The organism is Pseudomonas sp. NY15437 (assembly GCF_048068435.1).
In the GTDB taxonomy this organism is placed as follows: Bacteria; Pseudomonadota; Gammaproteobacteria; order Pseudomonadales; family Pseudomonadaceae; genus Pseudomonas; species Pseudomonas nitroreducens_B.
Genome location: NZ_JBLUQC010000006.1, coordinates 79750 through 96990, shown reverse-complemented (window position 1 = coordinate 96990; position 17241 = coordinate 79750). Strand labels below are relative to the sequence as shown.

At 68.5% G+C, this 17241-nt stretch carries 19 protein-coding genes; 16 read left to right on the top strand and 3 right to left on the bottom strand.

The window, feature by feature from the left end:
* The first annotated feature begins 17 nt into the window (after positions 1-17).
* Genes ACNFIA_RS15440 through hypE form a run of 15 tightly spaced genes read left to right on the top strand, consistent with a single transcriptional unit; the run spans position 18 to position 11616 of the window.
* Positions 18-1874 carry a nickel-dependent hydrogenase large subunit gene (locus ACNFIA_RS15440; protein WP_416786286.1) on the top strand — a complete coding sequence of 619 codons (1857 nt, stop codon included), beginning with the start codon at positions 18-20 and terminating at the stop codon, positions 1872-1874.
* A 59-nt stretch (positions 1875-1933) separates the two neighbouring features.
* Positions 1934-2599 (top strand): Ni/Fe-hydrogenase, b-type cytochrome subunit, encoded by a 666-nt coding sequence (cybH, locus tag ACNFIA_RS15435; protein WP_416786283.1) that lies wholly within the window; start codon positions 1934-1936, stop codon positions 2597-2599.
* A complete protein-coding gene (locus ACNFIA_RS15430; RefSeq protein WP_416786281.1) occupies positions 2596-3234 on the top strand; it encodes a HyaD/HybD family hydrogenase maturation endopeptidase in 639 nt (212 codons plus the stop codon). The genes cybH and ACNFIA_RS15430 overlap by 4 nt, the downstream gene beginning before the upstream one ends.
* Before the next feature lies 1 nt (position 3235).
* Entirely contained in the window at positions 3236-3562 is a 327-nt protein-coding gene (gene hypC / locus ACNFIA_RS15425; RefSeq protein ID WP_416786279.1) for a HypC/HybG/HupF family hydrogenase formation chaperone, read from the top strand.
* Entirely contained in the window at positions 3559-4041 is a 483-nt protein-coding gene (locus ACNFIA_RS15420; RefSeq protein ID WP_416786277.1) for a hydrogenase, read from the top strand. Before hypC ends, ACNFIA_RS15420 begins: the two co-directional genes overlap by 4 nt.
* A 14-nt stretch (positions 4042-4055) precedes the next feature.
* Complete coding sequence (locus ACNFIA_RS15415; RefSeq protein ID WP_416786275.1) at positions 4056-4919, top strand: hydrogenase expression/formation protein; 864 nt, start codon at positions 4056-4058, stop codon at positions 4917-4919.
* Positions 4916-5140 (top strand): rubredoxin, encoded by a 225-nt coding sequence (locus ACNFIA_RS15410; RefSeq protein ID WP_416786271.1) that lies wholly within the window; start codon positions 4916-4918, stop codon positions 5138-5140. Before ACNFIA_RS15415 ends, ACNFIA_RS15410 begins: the two co-directional genes overlap by 4 nt.
* Entirely contained in the window at positions 5133-5609 is a 477-nt protein-coding gene (gene hybE, locus ACNFIA_RS15405) for a [NiFe]-hydrogenase assembly chaperone HybE (RefSeq protein WP_416786269.1), read from the top strand. Before ACNFIA_RS15410 ends, hybE begins: the two co-directional genes overlap by 8 nt.
* Positions 5606-6688, top strand: coding sequence for a HoxV (locus tag ACNFIA_RS15400; protein WP_416786266.1), 1083 nt, complete (start codon positions 5606-5608; stop codon positions 6686-6688). The genes hybE and ACNFIA_RS15400 overlap by 4 nt, the downstream gene beginning before the upstream one ends.
* Positions 6681-7028, top strand: coding sequence for a hydrogenase maturation nickel metallochaperone HypA (locus ACNFIA_RS15395; protein WP_416786264.1), 348 nt, complete (start codon positions 6681-6683; stop codon positions 7026-7028). The genes ACNFIA_RS15400 and ACNFIA_RS15395 overlap by 8 nt, the downstream gene beginning before the upstream one ends.
* A gap of 21 nt (positions 7029-7049) precedes the next feature.
* Positions 7050-8042 carry a hydrogenase nickel incorporation protein HypB gene (hypB, locus tag ACNFIA_RS15390; protein WP_416786262.1) on the top strand — a complete coding sequence of 331 codons (993 nt, stop codon included), beginning with the start codon at positions 7050-7052 and terminating at the stop codon, positions 8040-8042.
* On the top strand, positions 8035-9207 hold the full coding sequence (locus ACNFIA_RS15385; protein ID WP_416786260.1) for a carbamoyltransferase HypF: 1173 nt from the start codon (positions 8035-8037) through the stop codon (positions 9205-9207). The genes hypB and ACNFIA_RS15385 overlap by 8 nt, the downstream gene beginning before the upstream one ends.
* Positions 9198-9431, top strand: a complete 234-nt coding sequence (locus tag ACNFIA_RS15380) for a HypC/HybG/HupF family hydrogenase formation chaperone (RefSeq protein WP_416786257.1) — start codon at positions 9198-9200, stop codon at positions 9429-9431. Before ACNFIA_RS15385 ends, ACNFIA_RS15380 begins: the two co-directional genes overlap by 10 nt.
* A complete protein-coding gene (gene hypD, locus ACNFIA_RS15375) occupies positions 9428-10558 on the top strand; it encodes a hydrogenase formation protein HypD (RefSeq protein WP_416786254.1) in 1131 nt (376 codons plus the stop codon). The genes ACNFIA_RS15380 and hypD overlap by 4 nt, the downstream gene beginning before the upstream one ends.
* Positions 10559-10581: 23 nt before the next feature.
* On the top strand, positions 10582-11616 hold the full coding sequence (gene hypE, locus ACNFIA_RS15370; RefSeq protein WP_416786709.1) for a hydrogenase expression/formation protein HypE: 1035 nt from the start codon (positions 10582-10584) through the stop codon (positions 11614-11616).
* Positions 11617-12073: 457 nt separating this feature from the next.
* Here hypE and ACNFIA_RS15365 read toward each other — a convergent pair whose 3' ends face one another.
* The 3 genes from ACNFIA_RS15365 to ACNFIA_RS15355 form a co-directional block, all read right to left on the bottom strand.
* A complete protein-coding gene (locus ACNFIA_RS15365) occupies positions 12074-13444 on the bottom strand; it encodes a DUF1329 domain-containing protein (protein ID WP_416786252.1) in 1371 nt (456 codons plus the stop codon).
* A 13-nt stretch (positions 13445-13457) separates the two neighbouring features.
* Positions 13458-15419: a DUF1302 domain-containing protein gene (locus ACNFIA_RS15360; RefSeq protein ID WP_416786250.1), complete on the bottom strand. Its 1962-nt coding sequence runs from the start codon at positions 15417-15419 to the stop codon at positions 13458-13460.
* Between the two features lie 319 nt (positions 15420-15738).
* Entirely contained in the window at positions 15739-16212 is a 474-nt protein-coding gene (locus ACNFIA_RS15355; RefSeq protein WP_416786248.1) for a DUF3859 domain-containing protein, read from the bottom strand.
* Positions 16213-16342: 130 nt separating this feature from the next.
* On the opposite strand from ACNFIA_RS15355, the gene ACNFIA_RS15350 reads away from it, so the two are divergent.
* Entirely contained in the window at positions 16343-17209 is an 867-nt protein-coding gene (locus ACNFIA_RS15350; RefSeq protein WP_416786245.1) for a pirin family protein, read from the top strand.
* Positions 17210-17241: the final 32 nt, after the last annotated feature.

Sequence of the window (17241 nt, the reverse complement as noted above, 5' to 3'; positions counted from 1 at the left end):
TACAGGAAGCCTGATTCATGAGCAATTATTCCACCCAGGGTTTCGACCTGGACAACAGCGGCCGGCGCATCGTCGTCGACCCGGTGACCCGCATCGAGGGCCACCTGCGCGTCGAGGTCAACCTCGATGCCAACAACGTGATCCGCAACGCCGTCTCCACCGGCACCATGTGGCGCGGCCTCGAAGTCATCCTCAGGGGCCGCGACCCGCGCGATGCCTGGGCCTTCGTCGAGCGCATCTGCGGGGTGTGCACCGGCTGCCACGCCCTGGCCTCGGTCCGCGCGGTGGAGGATGCGCTGGGCATCCGCATTCCGCCCAACGCCCACCTGATCCGCGAAATGATGGCCAAGACCCTGCAGGTGCACGACCACGTCGTGCACTTCTACCACCTGCATGCGCTGGACTGGGTGGACGTGGTCTCCGCGCTCAAGGCCGACCCGAAGGCCACCTCGGCGCTGCAGCAACTGGTTTCGCCGTCGAATCCGAAGTCGTCGCCGGGTTATTTCCGCGACGTGCAGAACCGCCTGAAGAAGTTCGTCGAAAGCGGCCAGCTCGGCCCCTTCATGAACGGCTACTGGGGCAACCCGGCGTACAAGTTGCCGCCCGAAGCCAACCTGATGGCCGTCACCCACTATCTGGAAGCGCTGGACCTGCAGAAGGAATGGGTGAAGATCCACACCATCTTCGGCGGCAAGAACCCCCACCCCAACTACCTGGTGGGCGGCGTACCCTGCGCCATCAACATCGACGGCGACCTCGCCGCCGGCGCGCCGTTGAACATGGAGCGCCTGAACTTCGTGCGCGCGCGCATCGACGAGGCGCTGGAGTTCGTGCGCAACGTCTACGTGCCGGACGTACTGGCCATCGGCACCCTGTACAAGCAGCAGGGCTGGCTGTTCGGCGGCGGCCTGGCGGCGAGCAACGTGATGGACTACGGCACCTACGCCAAGGTCAATTACGACGACAGCACCAACCAGTTGCCCGGCGGCGCGATCCTCAATGGCAACTGGGACGAGATCCTGCCGGTGGACCTGCGCGACCCGGAGCAGGTGCAGGAATTCGTCAACCACTCCTGGTACCAGTACCCGGACAACGACAAGGGCCTGCACCCCTGGGACGGCGTCACCGACCCGCATTACGAGCTGGGGGCGGCGACCAAGGGCACCCGCACCGCCATCGAGGAAATCGACGAGAGCGCCAAGTACTCCTGGGTCAAGTCGCCGCGCTGGCGCGGTCACGCCATGGAGGTCGGCCCGCTCGCCCGCTACATCCTCGGCTATGCCCACGCCCTCAAGGGCAACCCGCATTGCCAGCGGGTCAAGGAGCAGCTGGAAAGCTCGCTGCAGGCGGTCAACCACGACCTGCCCCGCGCCCTGGGCCTGAGCGAAACCGACTACAGCGCCAAGCAACTGCTGCCCAGCACCATCGGCCGCACCCTGGCCCGCGCGCTGGAAGCCGAGTACTGCGCGGAGATGATGGTCGACGACTGGAACGAGCTGATGGGCAACATCCGCAACGGTGACCGCACCACCGCCAACGTCGAGAAATGGGACCCGAAAACCTGGCCCGCCGAGGCCAAGGGCGTGGGCAGCGTCGCCGCGCCGCGCGGTGCGCTCGGCCACTGGATCCGCATCAAGGATGGGCGCATCGAGAACTACCAGTGCGTGGTGCCCAGCACCTGGAACAGCAGCCCGCGCGACGGCAAGGGGCAGATCGGCGCCTTCGAAGCCGCGCTGATGAACACCCCGGTCGCGGTGGCCGACCAGCCGGTGGAAATCCTTCGCACGCTTCACTCCTTCGACCCCTGCATGGCCTGCGCGACCCACGTGATGAGCGAGGAAGGCGTCGAGCTGAGCACGGTCACCGTGCGTTGAGCCACCCACCAGCCAGCCGCCGGGCGCCTGCGCGCGCCCGGCGCACTTGAGGTGACGACATGTCCGAGCATCACAGCGAATACGTCTACGAGGCGCCCGTGCGCCTATGGCACTGGATCAACGCCGCGTGCATCGTGGTGTTGGCGGTGAGCGGCTATTTCATCGGCTCGCCGCTGCCGACCCAGCCTGGCGAAGCCAGCGCCAACTTCCTGATGGGCTATATCCGCTTCGCCCATTTCGCCGCGGCCTACCTGTTCGCCGTCGGCATCGTCGGCCGGGCCTACTGGGTGCTGGTCGGCAACCACCACGCCCGCGAGCTGTTCTGGGTGCCGCTCACCAGCGCGGCCTACTGGCGCAATTTCGGCGTCTGGTTGCGCTATTACCTGGCGATGGGCCCGGTGCCGAAGCCGATCTTCGGGCACAACCCGCTGTCGCGCTTCGCCATGGTCTTCGTCTTCCTGCTCACCGCGCTGTTCATGCTGTTCACCGGCTTCGCCCTGTATGGCGAGGGCGCGCAGATGGGCTCCTGGCAGGAAAGCCTGTTCGGCTGGGTCCTGCCGTTGCTCGGCGGCTCGAACAACGTGCGCACCCTGCACCACCTGGGCATGTGGCTGATGATCATCTTCATCGTGGCGCACATCTATGCCGCCGTGCGCGAGGAAATCTACGGCCGCCTGAACCTGATCGGCAGCATCATCACCGGCTACAAGAGCCTGAAGAAATGACCGCAACCGCCCCCTCCCCCGCGCCGCGCATCACCGTGCTCGGCATCGGCAACCTGCTGTGGGCCGACGAAGGCTTCGGCGTGCGCTGCGTCGAGGCGCTGCAGCAGCGCTACGAGTTCGCCGACAACGTCACCCTGATCGATGGCGGCACCCAGGGCCTGTACCTGATCCAGCACGTGCAGCAGGCCGACTACCTGCTGATCTTCGACGCGGTGGACTACAACATGGCGCCCGGCACCCTGAAGTTCGTCGCCGATGACGAGGTGCCGCGCTTTCTGGGGGTGAAGAAGCTCAGCCTGCACCAGACCGGCTTCCAGGAAGTGCTGATGCTGGCCCAGCTCACCGGCCACTACCCGCAACGGGTGCTGCTGATGGGCTGCCAGCCCGAGCGCATGGACGACTACGGCGGCAGCCTGCGCCCCAGCGTGAAGGCGGCTCTGGAGCTGACTGTCGACGCCGCCCGGCAGGTACTGGAGGAATGGGGCGGCGCGCCGCGGGCGCGCACCACGCCACTGCCCGAGGACGAAGCCGTGACCATGCTCAACCTGGACCTGCAGCGCTACGAAAGCGAACGCCCCAGCGAGCAGGAGGCCTGCCGCCTGGGTGACGAGCGCGTGCTGGCGCGGCGCGGCTGACATGTGCATCGGCCTGCCCCTGCACGTTCTCGCCGTGCGCCCCGGCGCGGCGCTGTGCCGCGACCGCCACGGCGAGCAACGCTGGATCGATACCGCCCTGGTGGACAGCTGCGCCCCGGGTGACTGGTTGCTGGTGTTCCTCGACGCCGCCCGCGAGCACCTGTCGGCCGAGCGCGCGGCGGAAATCGACGCCACCCTCGCCCTGCTCGACGCCGCGCTGCAGGGCGAATCCGCCGATGGCCAGGCCGCCTTCGCCCTGCCCTCGGCCATGAGCGCCGAGCACCTGGCAAGCCTGCTCGGCCAACCACATTCCAAGGAGCCCCTATGAGCGAGCCCGCCGCCTTCCTGGCACCGCTGCCTGCCACTCCCGACGTACCGCCGCTGATCAACCGCCTGGTCGAGCAATTCGCCGCCAGTTGGGTGGGCCTGGATAACCTCGACGCCTGGCTGGCCCAGCCCGGCGAAGCCCTGCTGCTGCTCTGCGGCGACCCGGTGCGCCACCCCGAATGCCTCGACGTGGCGGTAATACTGCCCGAGCTGTGCAAGACCCTCGCTGCCCGCCACCAGTGCCACCCGCGCCTGGGCGTCGGCCGCCGCGCCGACGAAGCCGCCCTGGCCGAACGCTTCGCCCTGCGCCGCTGGCCCAGCATCATCTGGCTGCGCGACGGCGGCTACGTCACCCAGATCGACGGCATGCGCGACTGGGACGCTTACCTGCACCTGGCCGAGAGCGCCCTGCAACAGAGCAACGCGCTGATTCCCCTGCGCAGCGAACCCGCACAACCCGCGCCCGGAGGTTGCCAGTGAACGGAACCCGCCCCATGGATCCCCTGCAGTACATTCCGCTGATGGACATCGGCCCCGGCTCGCAGCCGGAGGACGACGCCACCCTGGAATACATCAGCATGCCGCAGGGCATGTACACCCACGCCTCGCCGCAGCTGCCCGAACCCCAGGCGCTGGACGCCGCACCGGGCGCGCGACAGGCGCTGGGCGAAATCCTCCACATGCTGCGCAGCCGGCACGCCGGCGACACCCCGCCGGGCCTCGACCTGCGCGCCTGCAGCCAGGCGGACCGCGTGCTGCTCGACCAGTTGCTGGGCGAAGGCGAGGTCAGCGCGCGGATCGGCGGTGCCGATGGCGTACGCATCCAGGAATCGATCTTCGCCGGCGTCTGGCGAATCTTCGGCGCCGGGCATGACTACATCGACGTCGATGCCGCACCGGCCCTGCTGCGCCGCGCGGCGCAGCGCGACGTGGCGGCCGATGTGTTCGGCCCCGCACAGCCGCTGCCCGACGGCGTGATGAACGCCCCGGCGATCCTCACCGAACTGCAGGACCGCACCCTCAACTGGCGCCCCGGCTGCGCAGCCCATGTCATCAACCTCAGCCTGCTGCCGCTCTCCGAACAGGACGTGCCCTTCCTCGACCAGCGCCTGGGCGAAGGCAGCGTGCTGATCCTGGCGCGTGGCTACGGCAACTGCCGCATCAGCAACACCCGCGCGCCGAACTGCTGGCGGGTGCGCTACTTCAACTCCCAGGACGCGCTGATCCTCGACACCATCGAGGTCACCGACCTGCCCGAGGTGGTGCTGGCGGCGACGGAAGACATCGCCGACTCGCTGGAGCGCTTCGAAGACGTCATCCACTGGTTCGAAAGCGAGCTCGCGGGGGCCGGCCAATGAACGCACGCGGCGGCTTCGAGGGCAGCTACCTGGGCGACCGCAGCCGACTGCCGGACGATGCCCGCCTGGAATGCAAGATCTGCTGGTGGGTCTACGACCCGGCCGCCGGCGACCCGGTCTGGCAGATCGCCCCGGGCACGCCGTTCGCCCGGTTGCCCGCGCACTGGCGCTGCCCCAACTGCGATGGCGAGGCCGAACAGTTCATGGTGCTCGATGACTGACCCGCTCGCCCGCGCCGAAGCCCTGGCGCAGCGCTTTCGCGAGATCGCCGACACGCGCATGCGCGGCCTGCCGCTGCTCAACCCGGTGCTCAAGGTCGAGGCCATCGATTTCGCCCCCCAGCACCTGGGGCCGGAAGCCGGCAGCGGGTTGCTCGGCGTCCTCGTCACGCCCTGGTGCATGAACCTGGTCTGGCTGCCCGACGACATCCGCAGCGGCCCGGCCGAGGGCGCCAGCTGCGAATACTCGTTGGGAGGCGAGCGCTTGAGCTTCATCGCCGCCGTCGATGAGCGAATCGGCCATTACCAGAGCTGCTCGCTGTTCTCGCCCATGTTCGAGTTCAGCGACCCGCAAAGCGCGCGGGACACGGCTCGCCAGGTGCTGGCCGTGCTGCGTCGGGCACCGGCCGAACAGCCGGCCAACCCGAGCCGCCGCAACCTGTTCGGCCGCCTGGCGGGAATCTCCCCATGAATCCTGGCGACGGTCTGTCACGCCTGGCCGGCTCGCTGCGGGTGCGGCCGGCGCAGCGTCCGGCGCTGCTCGGCGGCCGCCCGGCGCTGGCCGGGCGCCTGCTGCGCGGGCAGCCGGCGGACGCGGCCGCGCGTCATCTGCCGCTGATCTACAGCCTGTGCGGCCAGGCCCATCGGCTGACCGCCGAACTGGCCCTGCGCGCCGCCCTCCACGGCAGCGCCGAACCGGATGACCAGGCACGGCAGGCCCTGCGCGAGGAAGTCATTCGCGAACACCGACGGCATATCCTGCTGGAGTGGCCGCGCCTGCTGGGCGGCCCGCAGTCCAGCCGTGCGCTTCCCTCGCCACGGCAGGCGGCGGACCTCGACAGCTGGTTCGAAGGTTCGGCCAACGACTGGCTGCGCCGTTGGCGCGCCGACCCGTGCCAGGCGCTGCGGGAGTGGAGTGTGCGCAGCCGCCATCCCCTGGCCCGCCTGCTGCACGGCTGCCGTACGCGCGCCGAGGCGCTGGCCCTTCCGGTGCACGCCCTGCCGAGCGCCCCTGCCGCGCTGCGGGAAATCGGCCTGCACCTGGGGGGCGACGAAGACTTCCTGCGCCACCCCGTCCTGGGCGGCGAGCCACGGGAAACCGGCGCCTGGACCCGCGCGCGGGATGCCGATCCCACGCGCTACAACAACGCCTGGCTGCGCCTGGGCGCACGGCTGGCGGACCTCGTCGAGCTCAGCCAGGCGCAGCCCGAGCCGCTGGCCATGGGTGCGCTGCCCCTGGGCGAGCACCAGGCGCTGGCCTGGAGCGAAACCGCCCGCGGCCTGTTGGTGCACCGGGTACAGCTCGAGTCCGCCGCCAGCGGTTGGCAAATCTGTGACTACCGGATACTGGCCCCTACCGAGTGGAACCTGCATCCTCGCGGGACGCTGGCACGGGCCCTCGAAGCCCTGCCCGACGACGCCATGGCGCGGCGGCAGGCCGAGTTGCTGCTGGCAGTGTTCGACCCGTGCCTGCCCTACCACCTGGAGAGTTATATGCTCACTCCTGCCGATCAAACCACCCACCTTGCAGGAGCGCCGGGCCATGCATGAAGTCAGTCTGGCCGGGGGCATTCTTGCCGCCGTCGAAGACGCCGCGCGCAAGGACCCGTTCCGCCGCGTCAGCCGCCTGCGCCTGGAGGCCGGCAAGCTGGCCGGCGTCGAGGTCGAGGCGCTGCGTTTCGCCCTGCAAGCCATCGCACCCGGCAGCCTGCTCGATGGCGCGCAAATCGACATCGAACAGCCCGACGGCCAGGCCTGGTGCCTGGACTGCGCCGCCAACGTGCCGCTGATCCAGCGCGGCGCGCCCTGCCCGCAGTGCGGCGGCTTCTGGCTGCAACCCAATGCCGGCACCCAATTGCGCATCCTCGACCTGCAGGTCGAGGATCACTGAACCCGCGACAGGAGAAACGCCATGTGCGTCGTTTGCGGCTGCTCCAGCGGCCATTCCCATGACAGCCACCCGCACCCCGCGCCACATGCGACATCCAGCACCGACGCGGTGATCGATGCCGGCGGCGACCTGCACTACGGCCGGGGTACGGCCGGGGTATCCCTGCCCGGTGTCAGCCAGTCGCGCACCATCCAGATCGAGCAGGACGTCCTCGGCGAGAACGACCGCCATGCGGCGCGCAACCGCCAGGGCTTCGAAAGCCACCGGGTGCTCGCGCTGAACCTGGTCTCCAGCCCCGGCTCAGGCAAGACCACCCTGCTCTGCGCCACCCTGGACGCCCTGCGCGCACAGCGGCCGGACCTGCCGCTGGCGGTGATCGAAGGCGACCAGCAAACCAGCAACGATGCCGAGCGCATCCGCGCAACCGGCGTCGCGGCGATCCAGGTCAACACCGGCAAGGGCTGCCACCTCGATGCGCGCATGGTCGCCGAGGCCTATGCGCGCCTGCCGCTGCATGCGGCGGTGCATGCCCATGGCCACAGCCATGCCGCACCGCTGCTGACGCCCGCCGCCGGCGTGCTGGGCGGCGGTACGCTGCGCCCGCTCAAGCCCCGCGCCCCGGCCGGCATCCTGTTCATCGAAAACGTCGGCAACCTGGTCTGCCCAGCCCTGTGGGACCTGGGCGAAGCGGCCAAGGTCGCGATCCTGTCGGTGACCGAAGGCGAGGACAAACCGCTGAAGTACCCCGACATGTTCGCTGCCGCGGGGCTGATGCTGTTGACCAAGACCGACCTGCTGCCGCACCTGGACTTCGACGTCGAGCGGTGCCTGGAATACGCCCACCGGGTCAATCCCGGCCTGCGCGTGATCCCGCTCAGCGCCCGCGATGGCAGCGGCATGCAGGCCTGGCTGGATTGGCTGCTGGGCGCCGAATCCCTCGGCGCCGACGCCCGCGCCGCGCGCATCGCCGCCCTGGAAGCAGAGCTCGCCCAGCTCAAGGCCCGCCATGACTGAGCTGAATATCCAGACCCTGCCCGGCGCGCGCGTATGGCCACCCGTGCTGGCCTGCGGCGCCTGGCTGAAGAACAGCGCCTGCCTGCTGCAGGGTGAACAGGTCATCTGGTCGCCGGTGCACGGCGACCTTGGCGATCCGGACACCTGCCTGGCGCTGGAGCGCTCACTGGAGCGATTGCTCGCCCGTGCCGAAGCACCCTTGCGCGCCATCGCCCACGACCTCCACCCCGACTTCCACAGCACCCGGCTGGCGGTCGACACCGCCGCGCGCCTGGGCGTCCCGGCACTGGGCGTACAACACCATCACGCCCACATCGCTGCCCTGCAGGCCGAACATGCGCTAGCGGGGCCGGCCCTCGGCCTGGCACTGGACGGCGTGGGCCTGGGCACCGACGGCAACGCCTGGGGCGGCGAGCTGCTGTGGGTCGACCACGGCGCCTGGCGCCGCCTGGGTGGATTGCTGCCGCTACCGCTGCCCGGCGGCGACGTCGCGGCCCGCGAGCCGTGGCGTCTGCTGGCCGCGGCCCTGCACCTGCTCGGCCGCAGCGACGAGATCGGCCCGCGCCTGGCGCCGCTGGTGGGCGCCCCCGCGGCGGCGACCGTGGCGCGCATGCTCGAACGCCAGCTCAACTGCCCGACCAGCAGCGGCGCCGGGCGCTGGTTCGATGCCGCCGCCGGCATCCTCGGGCTGAGCGTGCGCCAGGCCTTCGAAGCCGAAGCGGCGATCGCCCTGGAACAGCGCGCCACTCACTACCTGAGCCAGCGCCCGGCGCCGAGCGCGGCCGGGCTCTGGCGAGTGCGCCAGGACGGGCGCCTGGACCTGCTGCCGTTGCTGGCCCGCCTGTTCGAGCTGGCCGACCAGGGCCGCGCCGATGAAGGCGCCGCTCTGTTCCACCTGACCCTCGCCGCCGCGCTGGCCGACTGGGTGGCGCGGCACCCTGCCGAGCTGCCCGTGCTGCTGGGCGGTGGCTGCTTTGCCAATCGCCTGCTCAGCGCGCGCTTGGGCGACCTGCTGTCGCAGCAGGGGCGCCGCGTGTTCGCCGCGCAAAGCGTTTCCTGCGGCGATGCCGGCCTGGCCCTGGGCCAGGCCTGGGTCGCCGCCCAGTGGGCCGACCCGGCCTGTGAGGCGGCGCTGCCGCTGGAGGATATTCCCCCATGTGCCTAGCCATTCCCGCCCGCGTGGTCGAACTGCGCGACAACGACCAGGCGCTGGTCGACCTCGACGGCATCCGCAAGGAAGTGTCCCTGGCGCTGGTCGACGGCGTGCAGCTGGGCGACTACGTCATCGTCCACGTGGGCTATGCCCTCGGCCTGATCGACCCGGACGAAGCGCAGCGCACCCTCGCCATGTTCAACGAACTGGGCCACTCCCAGGGGCTGGAGCCATGAAGTACATCGACGAATACCGCGACGGCGAACTGGCCCGGCAGATCGCCGAACGCATCCGCGCGGCGGCGCAACCGGAGCGGGAGTACCGCTTCATGGAATTCTGCGGCGGGCATACCCACGCCATCTCCCGTTACGGCGTGAGCGACCTGTTGCCGGCCAACGTGCGGATGATCCACGGCCCTGGCTGCCCGGTCTGCGTGTTGCCCATCGGGCGCATCGACCTGGCCATCCGCCTGGCGCTGGAGCAGCGCGTCATCCTCTGCAGCTATGGCGACACGATGCGCGTGCCGGCCTCCGACGGCCTCTCGCTGCTGCGCGCCAAGGCGCGGGGCGCGGACATCCGCATGATCTATTCGCCCCAGGACGCGCTGAAGATCGCCGAAGCCAACCCCGGGCGCGAGGTGGTGTTCTTAGCGGTCGGCTTCGAAACCACCACGCCGCCCACCGCCCTGGTGATCCGCGAGGCGGCGCGGCGCAAGGTCGATAACTTCAGTGTGCTCTGCTGCCACGTCCTCACCCCGCCGGCCATTGCCCACATCCTCGACACGCCGGAGGACGAGGCGGTGCCGCTGGACGGCTTCGTCGGCCCCGCCCACGTCAGCATCGTCATCGGCGCGGGCGCCTATGCCGAATTCGCCCGGCGCTACCGCAAGCCGGTGGTGATCGCCGGCTTCGAGCCGCTGGATGTGCTGCAGGCCATCCTCATGCTGGTGCAGCAGGTCAATGACGACCGCGCCGAGGTGCAGAACGAGTTCATCCGCGCCGTCAGCGACGAGGGCAGCCGGCCGATGCAGGCGCTGATGGAGGAGGTTTTCGAGCTGCGCGACTGCTTCGAGTGGCGTGGCCTGGGCGAGATGCCGGCGAGTGCCCGGCGTATCCGCCCGGCCTTCGCCCGGCACGACGCCGAGGCGCGCTTTGCCCTGCACTACCAGTCGGTGCCGGACCACAAGGCCTGCGAATGCGGGCCGATCCTGCGCGGGCAGAAGCGCCCCGTCGACTGCCGCCTGTTCGGCAGCGTCTGCACGCCGGAAAACCCGGTCGGCTCGTGCATGGTTTCCAACGAAGGCGCCTGCGCGGCGCACTACGCCTATGGGCGCTACAAGGACATCGAGGCCGTCAACCTATGAACTCCCCCGTCAAACGCGGCTACGTGCGCCCGCTGAACCTGCGCGACGGCCGCATCGAGATGGCCCACGGCTCCGGCGGTCGCGCCTCGGCGCAACTGATCGAGGAAATCTTCCTGCGCGCCTTCGACAATCCCTGGCTGCGCCAGGGCAACGATGGCGCGACGCTGGCACCGGTGATCGGCGCGGGCGAGCGACTGGTGATGGCGACCGACGCCCACGTCATCTCGCCGCTGTTCTTCCCCGGTGGCGACATCGGCAGCCTCTCGGTGCACGGCACGCTGAACGACGTCGCCATGGGCGGCGCGCGCCCGCTGTACCTGTCGGCCAGCTTTATCCTCGAAGAGGGCTTCCCCCTGGCCGACCTCAAGCGCATCGCCGACTCCATGGGCCGCGCCGCGCAGGAGGCCGGCGTCGCCATCGTCACCGGCGATACCAAGGTGGTGGAGCGTGGCAAGGGCGATGGCGTGTTCATCAGCACCACGGGCGTGGGCGTGGTGGCGGCCGGCATCGACACCAGCGGCCACCGCGCCCGGCCCGGCGATGCGATCCTGGTGTCCGGCAGCATCGGCGAGCACGGCGTGGCGATCCTTTCGCAACGCGAGTCCCTGGAATTCGACACGCAGATCCGTTCCGACAGCGCGGCCCTGCACGGGCTCGTGGCGCAGATGCTGGACGCCGTGCCGGGCGTGCGCGTACTGCGCGACCCCACCCGCGGCGGGCTGGCCACGACGCTCAACGAGATCGCCGGGCAATCCGGGGTGGGCATGCTGCTCGACGAAGCCGCCATCCCGGTGCAGCCGCAGGTGGAAGCCGCGTGCGAATTGCTCGGCCTCGACCCGCTGTACGTCGCCAACGAGGGCAAGCTGGTGGCGATCTGCGCCGCGCAGGACGCCGACGCCCTGCTGCAGGCCATGCGCGCCCATCCCCTGGGCACGCAGGCCGCGCGGATCGGCAGCGTCATCGAGGACAGCCATGGCTTCGTGCAGATGAAGACCCGCTTCGGCGGCCGTCGTATCGTCGACTGGCTGGCAGGCGAGCAACTGCCGCGGATTTGCTAGGGGCAGCAGGATTGCGCGGCCGGGGACGTACCTGAAACGGCTCGGCAAGCGGAGGGGTTTCGCGGACAAGGTCCGCTCCTACGTGGACTGAGGCGTTGGAGCGAGTCCGTTTATAGGGGCATCGTGCCAGGCCGTTCGCGAGCAAGCTCGCTCCTACCGGGACACGACATACGCCGGCTGTGCCGGCGGATCGCGGGCATGGCCCGCTCCTACAGGGTCCGGGTGTGTAGGAGCGGACCTTGTCCGCGAAGTCCATCGCGGCGGAATAGGTTCGCACCGGGAAGTGCCTGCGCGTAACGCCCGCACACAGAAGCGCACCATGCACGTGATAGCGGGCGTAGCCCGTTTATACAGAGGGGCACCGTGCCATGCGGTTCGCGAGCGAGCTCGCTACTACAGGCGTCGTGCGTGTCTGGAAAAGAAAAAGGCCCCTCGCGGGGCCTTTTCGTTTACGTGCTCAGCGCGATGCCTTGCGTCGCAGCGCCGAGGGGCTGAAGTTGGACTCGTCCGGGGCCGGCTGGCTGAAGTCAGCGGTGCCGGGCTCTTCGTTGTCCAGCCACTGGATGCTGTAGCGGTGCGCCTGGAGGTCGTGGAAGGTGTCCAGCGCGGTCCAGACCATCGGTTGCTCGTAGAAGCTCTTCAGGTAGGCCAGCGACACGCGCCACAGTTCGCCACGGCCGTCGTACTGGTCCACCACGGCGGCGCCCCAGCTGTCCTCGTCGAGGTACAGGGTGCGGCGCGAGTAGATGTGCCGCGCGCCGGGCTTCAGCTTGCCGTCCACGACCCACACGCGGTGCAGTTCGTAGCGGGTGTACTTGGGATTGACGTGGCCGGGGGTGAGCAGGTCCTTGTACTTAACCTCCGGGCTGGTGATCTGGTAGTTGTTGTAGGGAATGTAGATTTCCTTCTTGCCCACCAGGGTCCAGTCGTAGCGGTCGGGCGCGCCGTTGTACATGTCGGTGTCGTCGGCGGTGCGCAGGCCATCGGAATCTTCGATGGGCGTGTCGTAGGCCAGGGTCGGGGCGCGGCGCACGCGGCGCTGGCCGGGGTTGTAGCCCCAGGCCTGGCGCGGTTCCTTGACCTGGTCGAGGGTCTCCTGCACGAGGGCGCCGTTACCCGCCAGGCGCGCCGGCGCGGTGGTGAAGGTCATGTAGTAGAACAGCGTGTTGCCGAGCTTGTCGTAGCTGCCCTTGGGGTCGTAGAAGCGGAACAGCGCCTCGTCCTGGGAGGTGACCAGCGAGTAGGCGCCGTTGCGCTGGACGCCAGCCTGGGAGGAGCGCCGCACGATGTAGGTGCCGCGGTAGCGGGCGATGTGGTTCCACACTGCCTCCACGCCGCTCTGCGGAATCGGGAACGGCACGCCGCCGTAGGCATCGGAGAAGCCGTTGCCGCCTTCGACGAGCTTGGCGCTGGTGGCGTTCTTGTAGATGTTGTCGTAGATCCATTGCGGCGCCGAACCGGTGCGGTGTGTCGGGTAGACCGGCATCTGGTAGGTGTCGGGGTAGGCATTGAACAGTGCGATCTGCCCCGGCGTGAGGTTGGCCTTGTACTGGTCGAGGTTGGCCTTGGTGATGACGAACTTCGGCTTCTCGCCGGCGAACGGGTCGACATGGTGCCCACCCGGCCCCTTGTAGCCGGCCGGCGCCGAGGTCAGGCCGCCAGTCCAGGCGGGAATGCTGCCGGCGGTGTTGCCGGCCTTCTCCGCGCCCATGGGCGTCAGGCTGCTCTTGAGCTGGCTGGCCTGGTCGGCCGGGACGGCGGCACGCGCATCGGTGACGGCGAGGGCCGTCAGCGTGGCCAGGACGATCAGGGAACTCTTCTTGTACATGGTCCTCTCCGGATCAGAACGAGTATTTCGCGGTGATCGAGACGTTGTCGCGGTCGCGCATGGAGTTGCTGGTGCCGGCGCCGTAGTAGTTGGTGTACTGGGTGCCGACCTCGAAGGTGTTCAGGTAGCTGGCGTCGATACCGAGGGTGTAGGCCTTGCGCCCTTCGATGAAGTTGCCGGTGCGGTCGGAGTTGCCGCTGAAGTCCTCCTGGTAGACCGCGTAGGGCGACAGCTTCACGCCAGCGTAGACGTCGTTCCAGCTACCGGTGAGCAACAGCGTGTAGCCGTAGCTGTCGCGGCTGATCTGCACGTCGTCGCCGTTGCCGCCGACGTAGGCCTTGTCCTGGGCGCCGACGAACTTGCGCTTGCTGCCATCCCAGGCGGTGTACTCCAGGCTGCTGCCGCGGATGTGCTCGGACGCGATCTCGGCCACGCCGGTCATGGAGTCGAAGGACAGGTGCGGGCCGAAGTTGTAGATGGTCGACAGCGAGATGTTGTACGTCTCGGCGCGCTCGTAGTTTTCGAACAGTTCGCCGCGGCACAGCTGCTTGCCCGCCACCGGGGCGCAGGCCTGGCCGGCCGGCGTGTTGGCATCGAACAGGTTGGTCTGGCCGAGCACGCCCTGGGTCAGCAGGTCGCCGAGGATGTCGTCGGTGGCGGAGATGCTGATGGGCATGTTGGGCCGGTAGGCGATCTCGCCGGAGACCGAGGCATCGCCCAGGGTGGTATTGAAGCTGAAGCCGTACATGCGGATGTCTTCGACGTAGTCGCGACGCGCTTCGGCGTTGCTCGCCATGTCCAGCGTGGCCAGGCCGGGCACCGCTTCACCCAGGCCCAGCGGGCCGAGCAGGGCATTGAGCTCGTCGACGTTGACGCCCTGGTAGCGGCGCAGGTCCACGGCGATCTGCGGTTCCTTGGCGTGGTAGTTGACGAAGTAGAAGCCGAATTCGGTGGAATTCAACTCCTCGGCGATGTAGCGGAAGGCCACGCCGAACTGGCCGCTGTCGCGGGCGTCGATGTCCTTGCCGACGTTGGCGACCTTGAAGGTGCCGGTGTTCGGGTTCAGGTAGGCGTTCGGCCCGTGCGGCCCGTTGCCCAGCAGGCCGAGGGACGCCACGGTCGGGTAGCCGGCCAGCAGCTCCTTGATCAGCGGGTTGTCCTCGGTGGTGTAGGCGGTATTGCCGCCGTCGCTGAACAGGTCGGTGTCGGAGAAGTAGGTGCCCACCGAGTCCAGGCGGGTCTCCTTCCACTTCCACTGGTAGAAGCCTTCCATGGACAGGTCGTCGGTCAGGCCGAAGTTGAGGCTCAGGGCCTCGGTCGGCACCAGCACTTCCTTAAGCTCCGAGCCCGGCAGGTGGAAGCGCGCGGCGTCCACGGGGTTGATGGTGTTGATGCCGCCCCGGTAGAACACGCCCTCGCCCCAGTTCAGCACCTGGCGGCCGACGCGGCCGGTCAGCGGGTGCTCGGCGACGTCCCAGCTGCCGGACAGGTAGGCATCGAGCAATTCGGCCTTGCGTCCGGCGATGTGGCGGGTGTCATCGGTGAAGTGATCGTCCTGGGGGAACGACTGGCTGGGACGCTCCACGCCGTTGGTGGTGTCGTAGTAGTCGTTGCGCTTGTCCATGATCTGCGTGTCGTAGTACGCGGTGCCACGCATGAACAGGCCGTAGTTCTGGTACTTGGCCGAGAGGTCGGAGGTGAGCTTGAACACCTGGGAAACCAGGCCGGTATCGAAGTTGCGGTTGCCGTCGTCGGCGTTGATGTCGGTGATGTTGCTCTTCTCGCGGCCCTGCACGCGCCACATGGCGCCGTAGGACAGCGTGCTGTCCAGCGAGCCGGTGATCTCGTTCTCGGCCAGCTTGAATTCCAGGGCCTGGGCCGAGCCCGCCACCAGCAGCGGCAAGAGTCCCATCACCGCCCCCGCCCGCCGTGGCGCCCAGAAAATGGACGAGCGCGCACCCAATCGACTGTTCATAGACAGCATTACCTCCATGGCCAAGATTTATCGCCCCGGCCATTGCGGCCAGCGCTGTTCTTATTCGTTTCTCGGCTGCCGAGGGCGTCCGGCGAGCCGGGCCATCGTGCAGTAACACTCCTGCCAGAGCGCTTGCGGACGCTTTGGCTCCCTCTCCTCTTCTGTCTGCACGCCGGGAGTTGGGACTATCGTGCAGGCAAAGTAACAAACTGTTTCCCCTCTGCCAATGGAAAGGATGTAATCCGTGCCTTTCAGCAAACAAAGAAAAGCCCGGCACAGGGCCGGGCTCTTTTCGTAAAGACCTTTCTTACCGCGTGACTTACTCGACGGTGAAGGTCTTTTCCGCCAGCAGGCGATCGCCCTGAAACACCATGAACCGCCACTGGCCCTGCACCACCTCGTGGTTCTCGGTGAACTGGTAGGCCATCACGTCGGTGGGCGCGCCCACCACCAGCTTCTGCACCACCTCGAACTTGTCGTGGCGCTGGCCGTCCGGGGTCACCACGCCGGGGGTGAAGTACAGCAGGGTCAGAGGCGTGTCGCCTTCCTGCTTGCCGCTGAGCTGGTAGCGCATACCGAATTTGGTGCCCAGCTTGGCCGGCACGCGGGTGGTGGACTCGATCTCCTGCTCGCTGCGGGTCAGCACGCGCTCGCCCGGCTGGTAATCCTTGTAGTGGCTGACGAAGACGCCGTACTCCACCGGGCCGTTGACGCGCACTTCGGCAAAGGCCGAGGCAGCAAAGGCGGATGCCAGGGAGAGAGCCAGGACGGCTGGCAGGCGGGTAATGGACATGTCGCGCTCCTTGTTGGGGTCCGCGCGAGGCTATGACGTCGTCGTGACAACCTGATGACAGCCTGACGCCGCGCGGGTCAGGCGGGCGGCGAGCGTCTATCATGCGTGGATCGCACCACTGGACACCATCATGAGCGACCGCCTGCTAGCCATCCGCCCCCGCGCCGAAGACGTCGAGGGCGTCCCCATCCTGCGTCCTTTGCCCTCCGCCCAGCGCCGCAGCGTCGGCCCCTTCGTGTTCTTCGACCATATGCTCGAGAGCCGCTTCGCGCCGGAGCACGGCATGGACATCCGCCAGCATCCGCACATCGGCCTGTCCACCCTCACCTACCTGTTCGAGGGCCAGGTACAGCACAAGGACAGCCTGGGGTCGGACCAGCTCGTGCTGCCCGGCGACGTCAGCTGGATGACCGCCGGACGCGGCGTCGCCCACGTCGAGCGGACCCCGGCCGACCTGCTGCACAGCGGTTCGCGCCTGCATGGCCTGCAGGTCTGGCTGGCGCTGCCACGGGAGCTGGAAGGCTGCGAGCCGAGCTACAGCCATCATGCCGCGGCCAGCCTGCCGGAAAGCGACAGCCTGGGCGTGCGCATCCGCATGATCGCCGGTACCGGCTTCTGCCTGGAGTCGCCAGTACTGGTGCGTTCGAAGACGCTCTACGCCGACCTGCACCTCGCTGCCGGGGCGACCCTGGCAATTCCTGACGAACACCCCGAACGCGCGCTATACCTGATCGAAGGCGAAGCGCTGCTGGATGACGAGCCACTGCCGCTGCATGAACTGCTGGTGCTGCCCGAGGGTGAGACGTTCACCCTGTCCGCCTGCGGCGACTGCCACGCGGTAATCATCGGGGGCGACGCGCTGGACGGCCCGCGACGGATGAACTGGAATTTCGTCGCCAGCGACCCCGCGCTGATCGACAGTGCCCGCGAGCGCTGGGCCGCGCGCGACTGGCCGACGGTGCCCGGCGAGCAGGAACGCATCGAGCTGCCGCGCTAGCCGTACAGAGAAACCGATCAGAATTCGCCGCC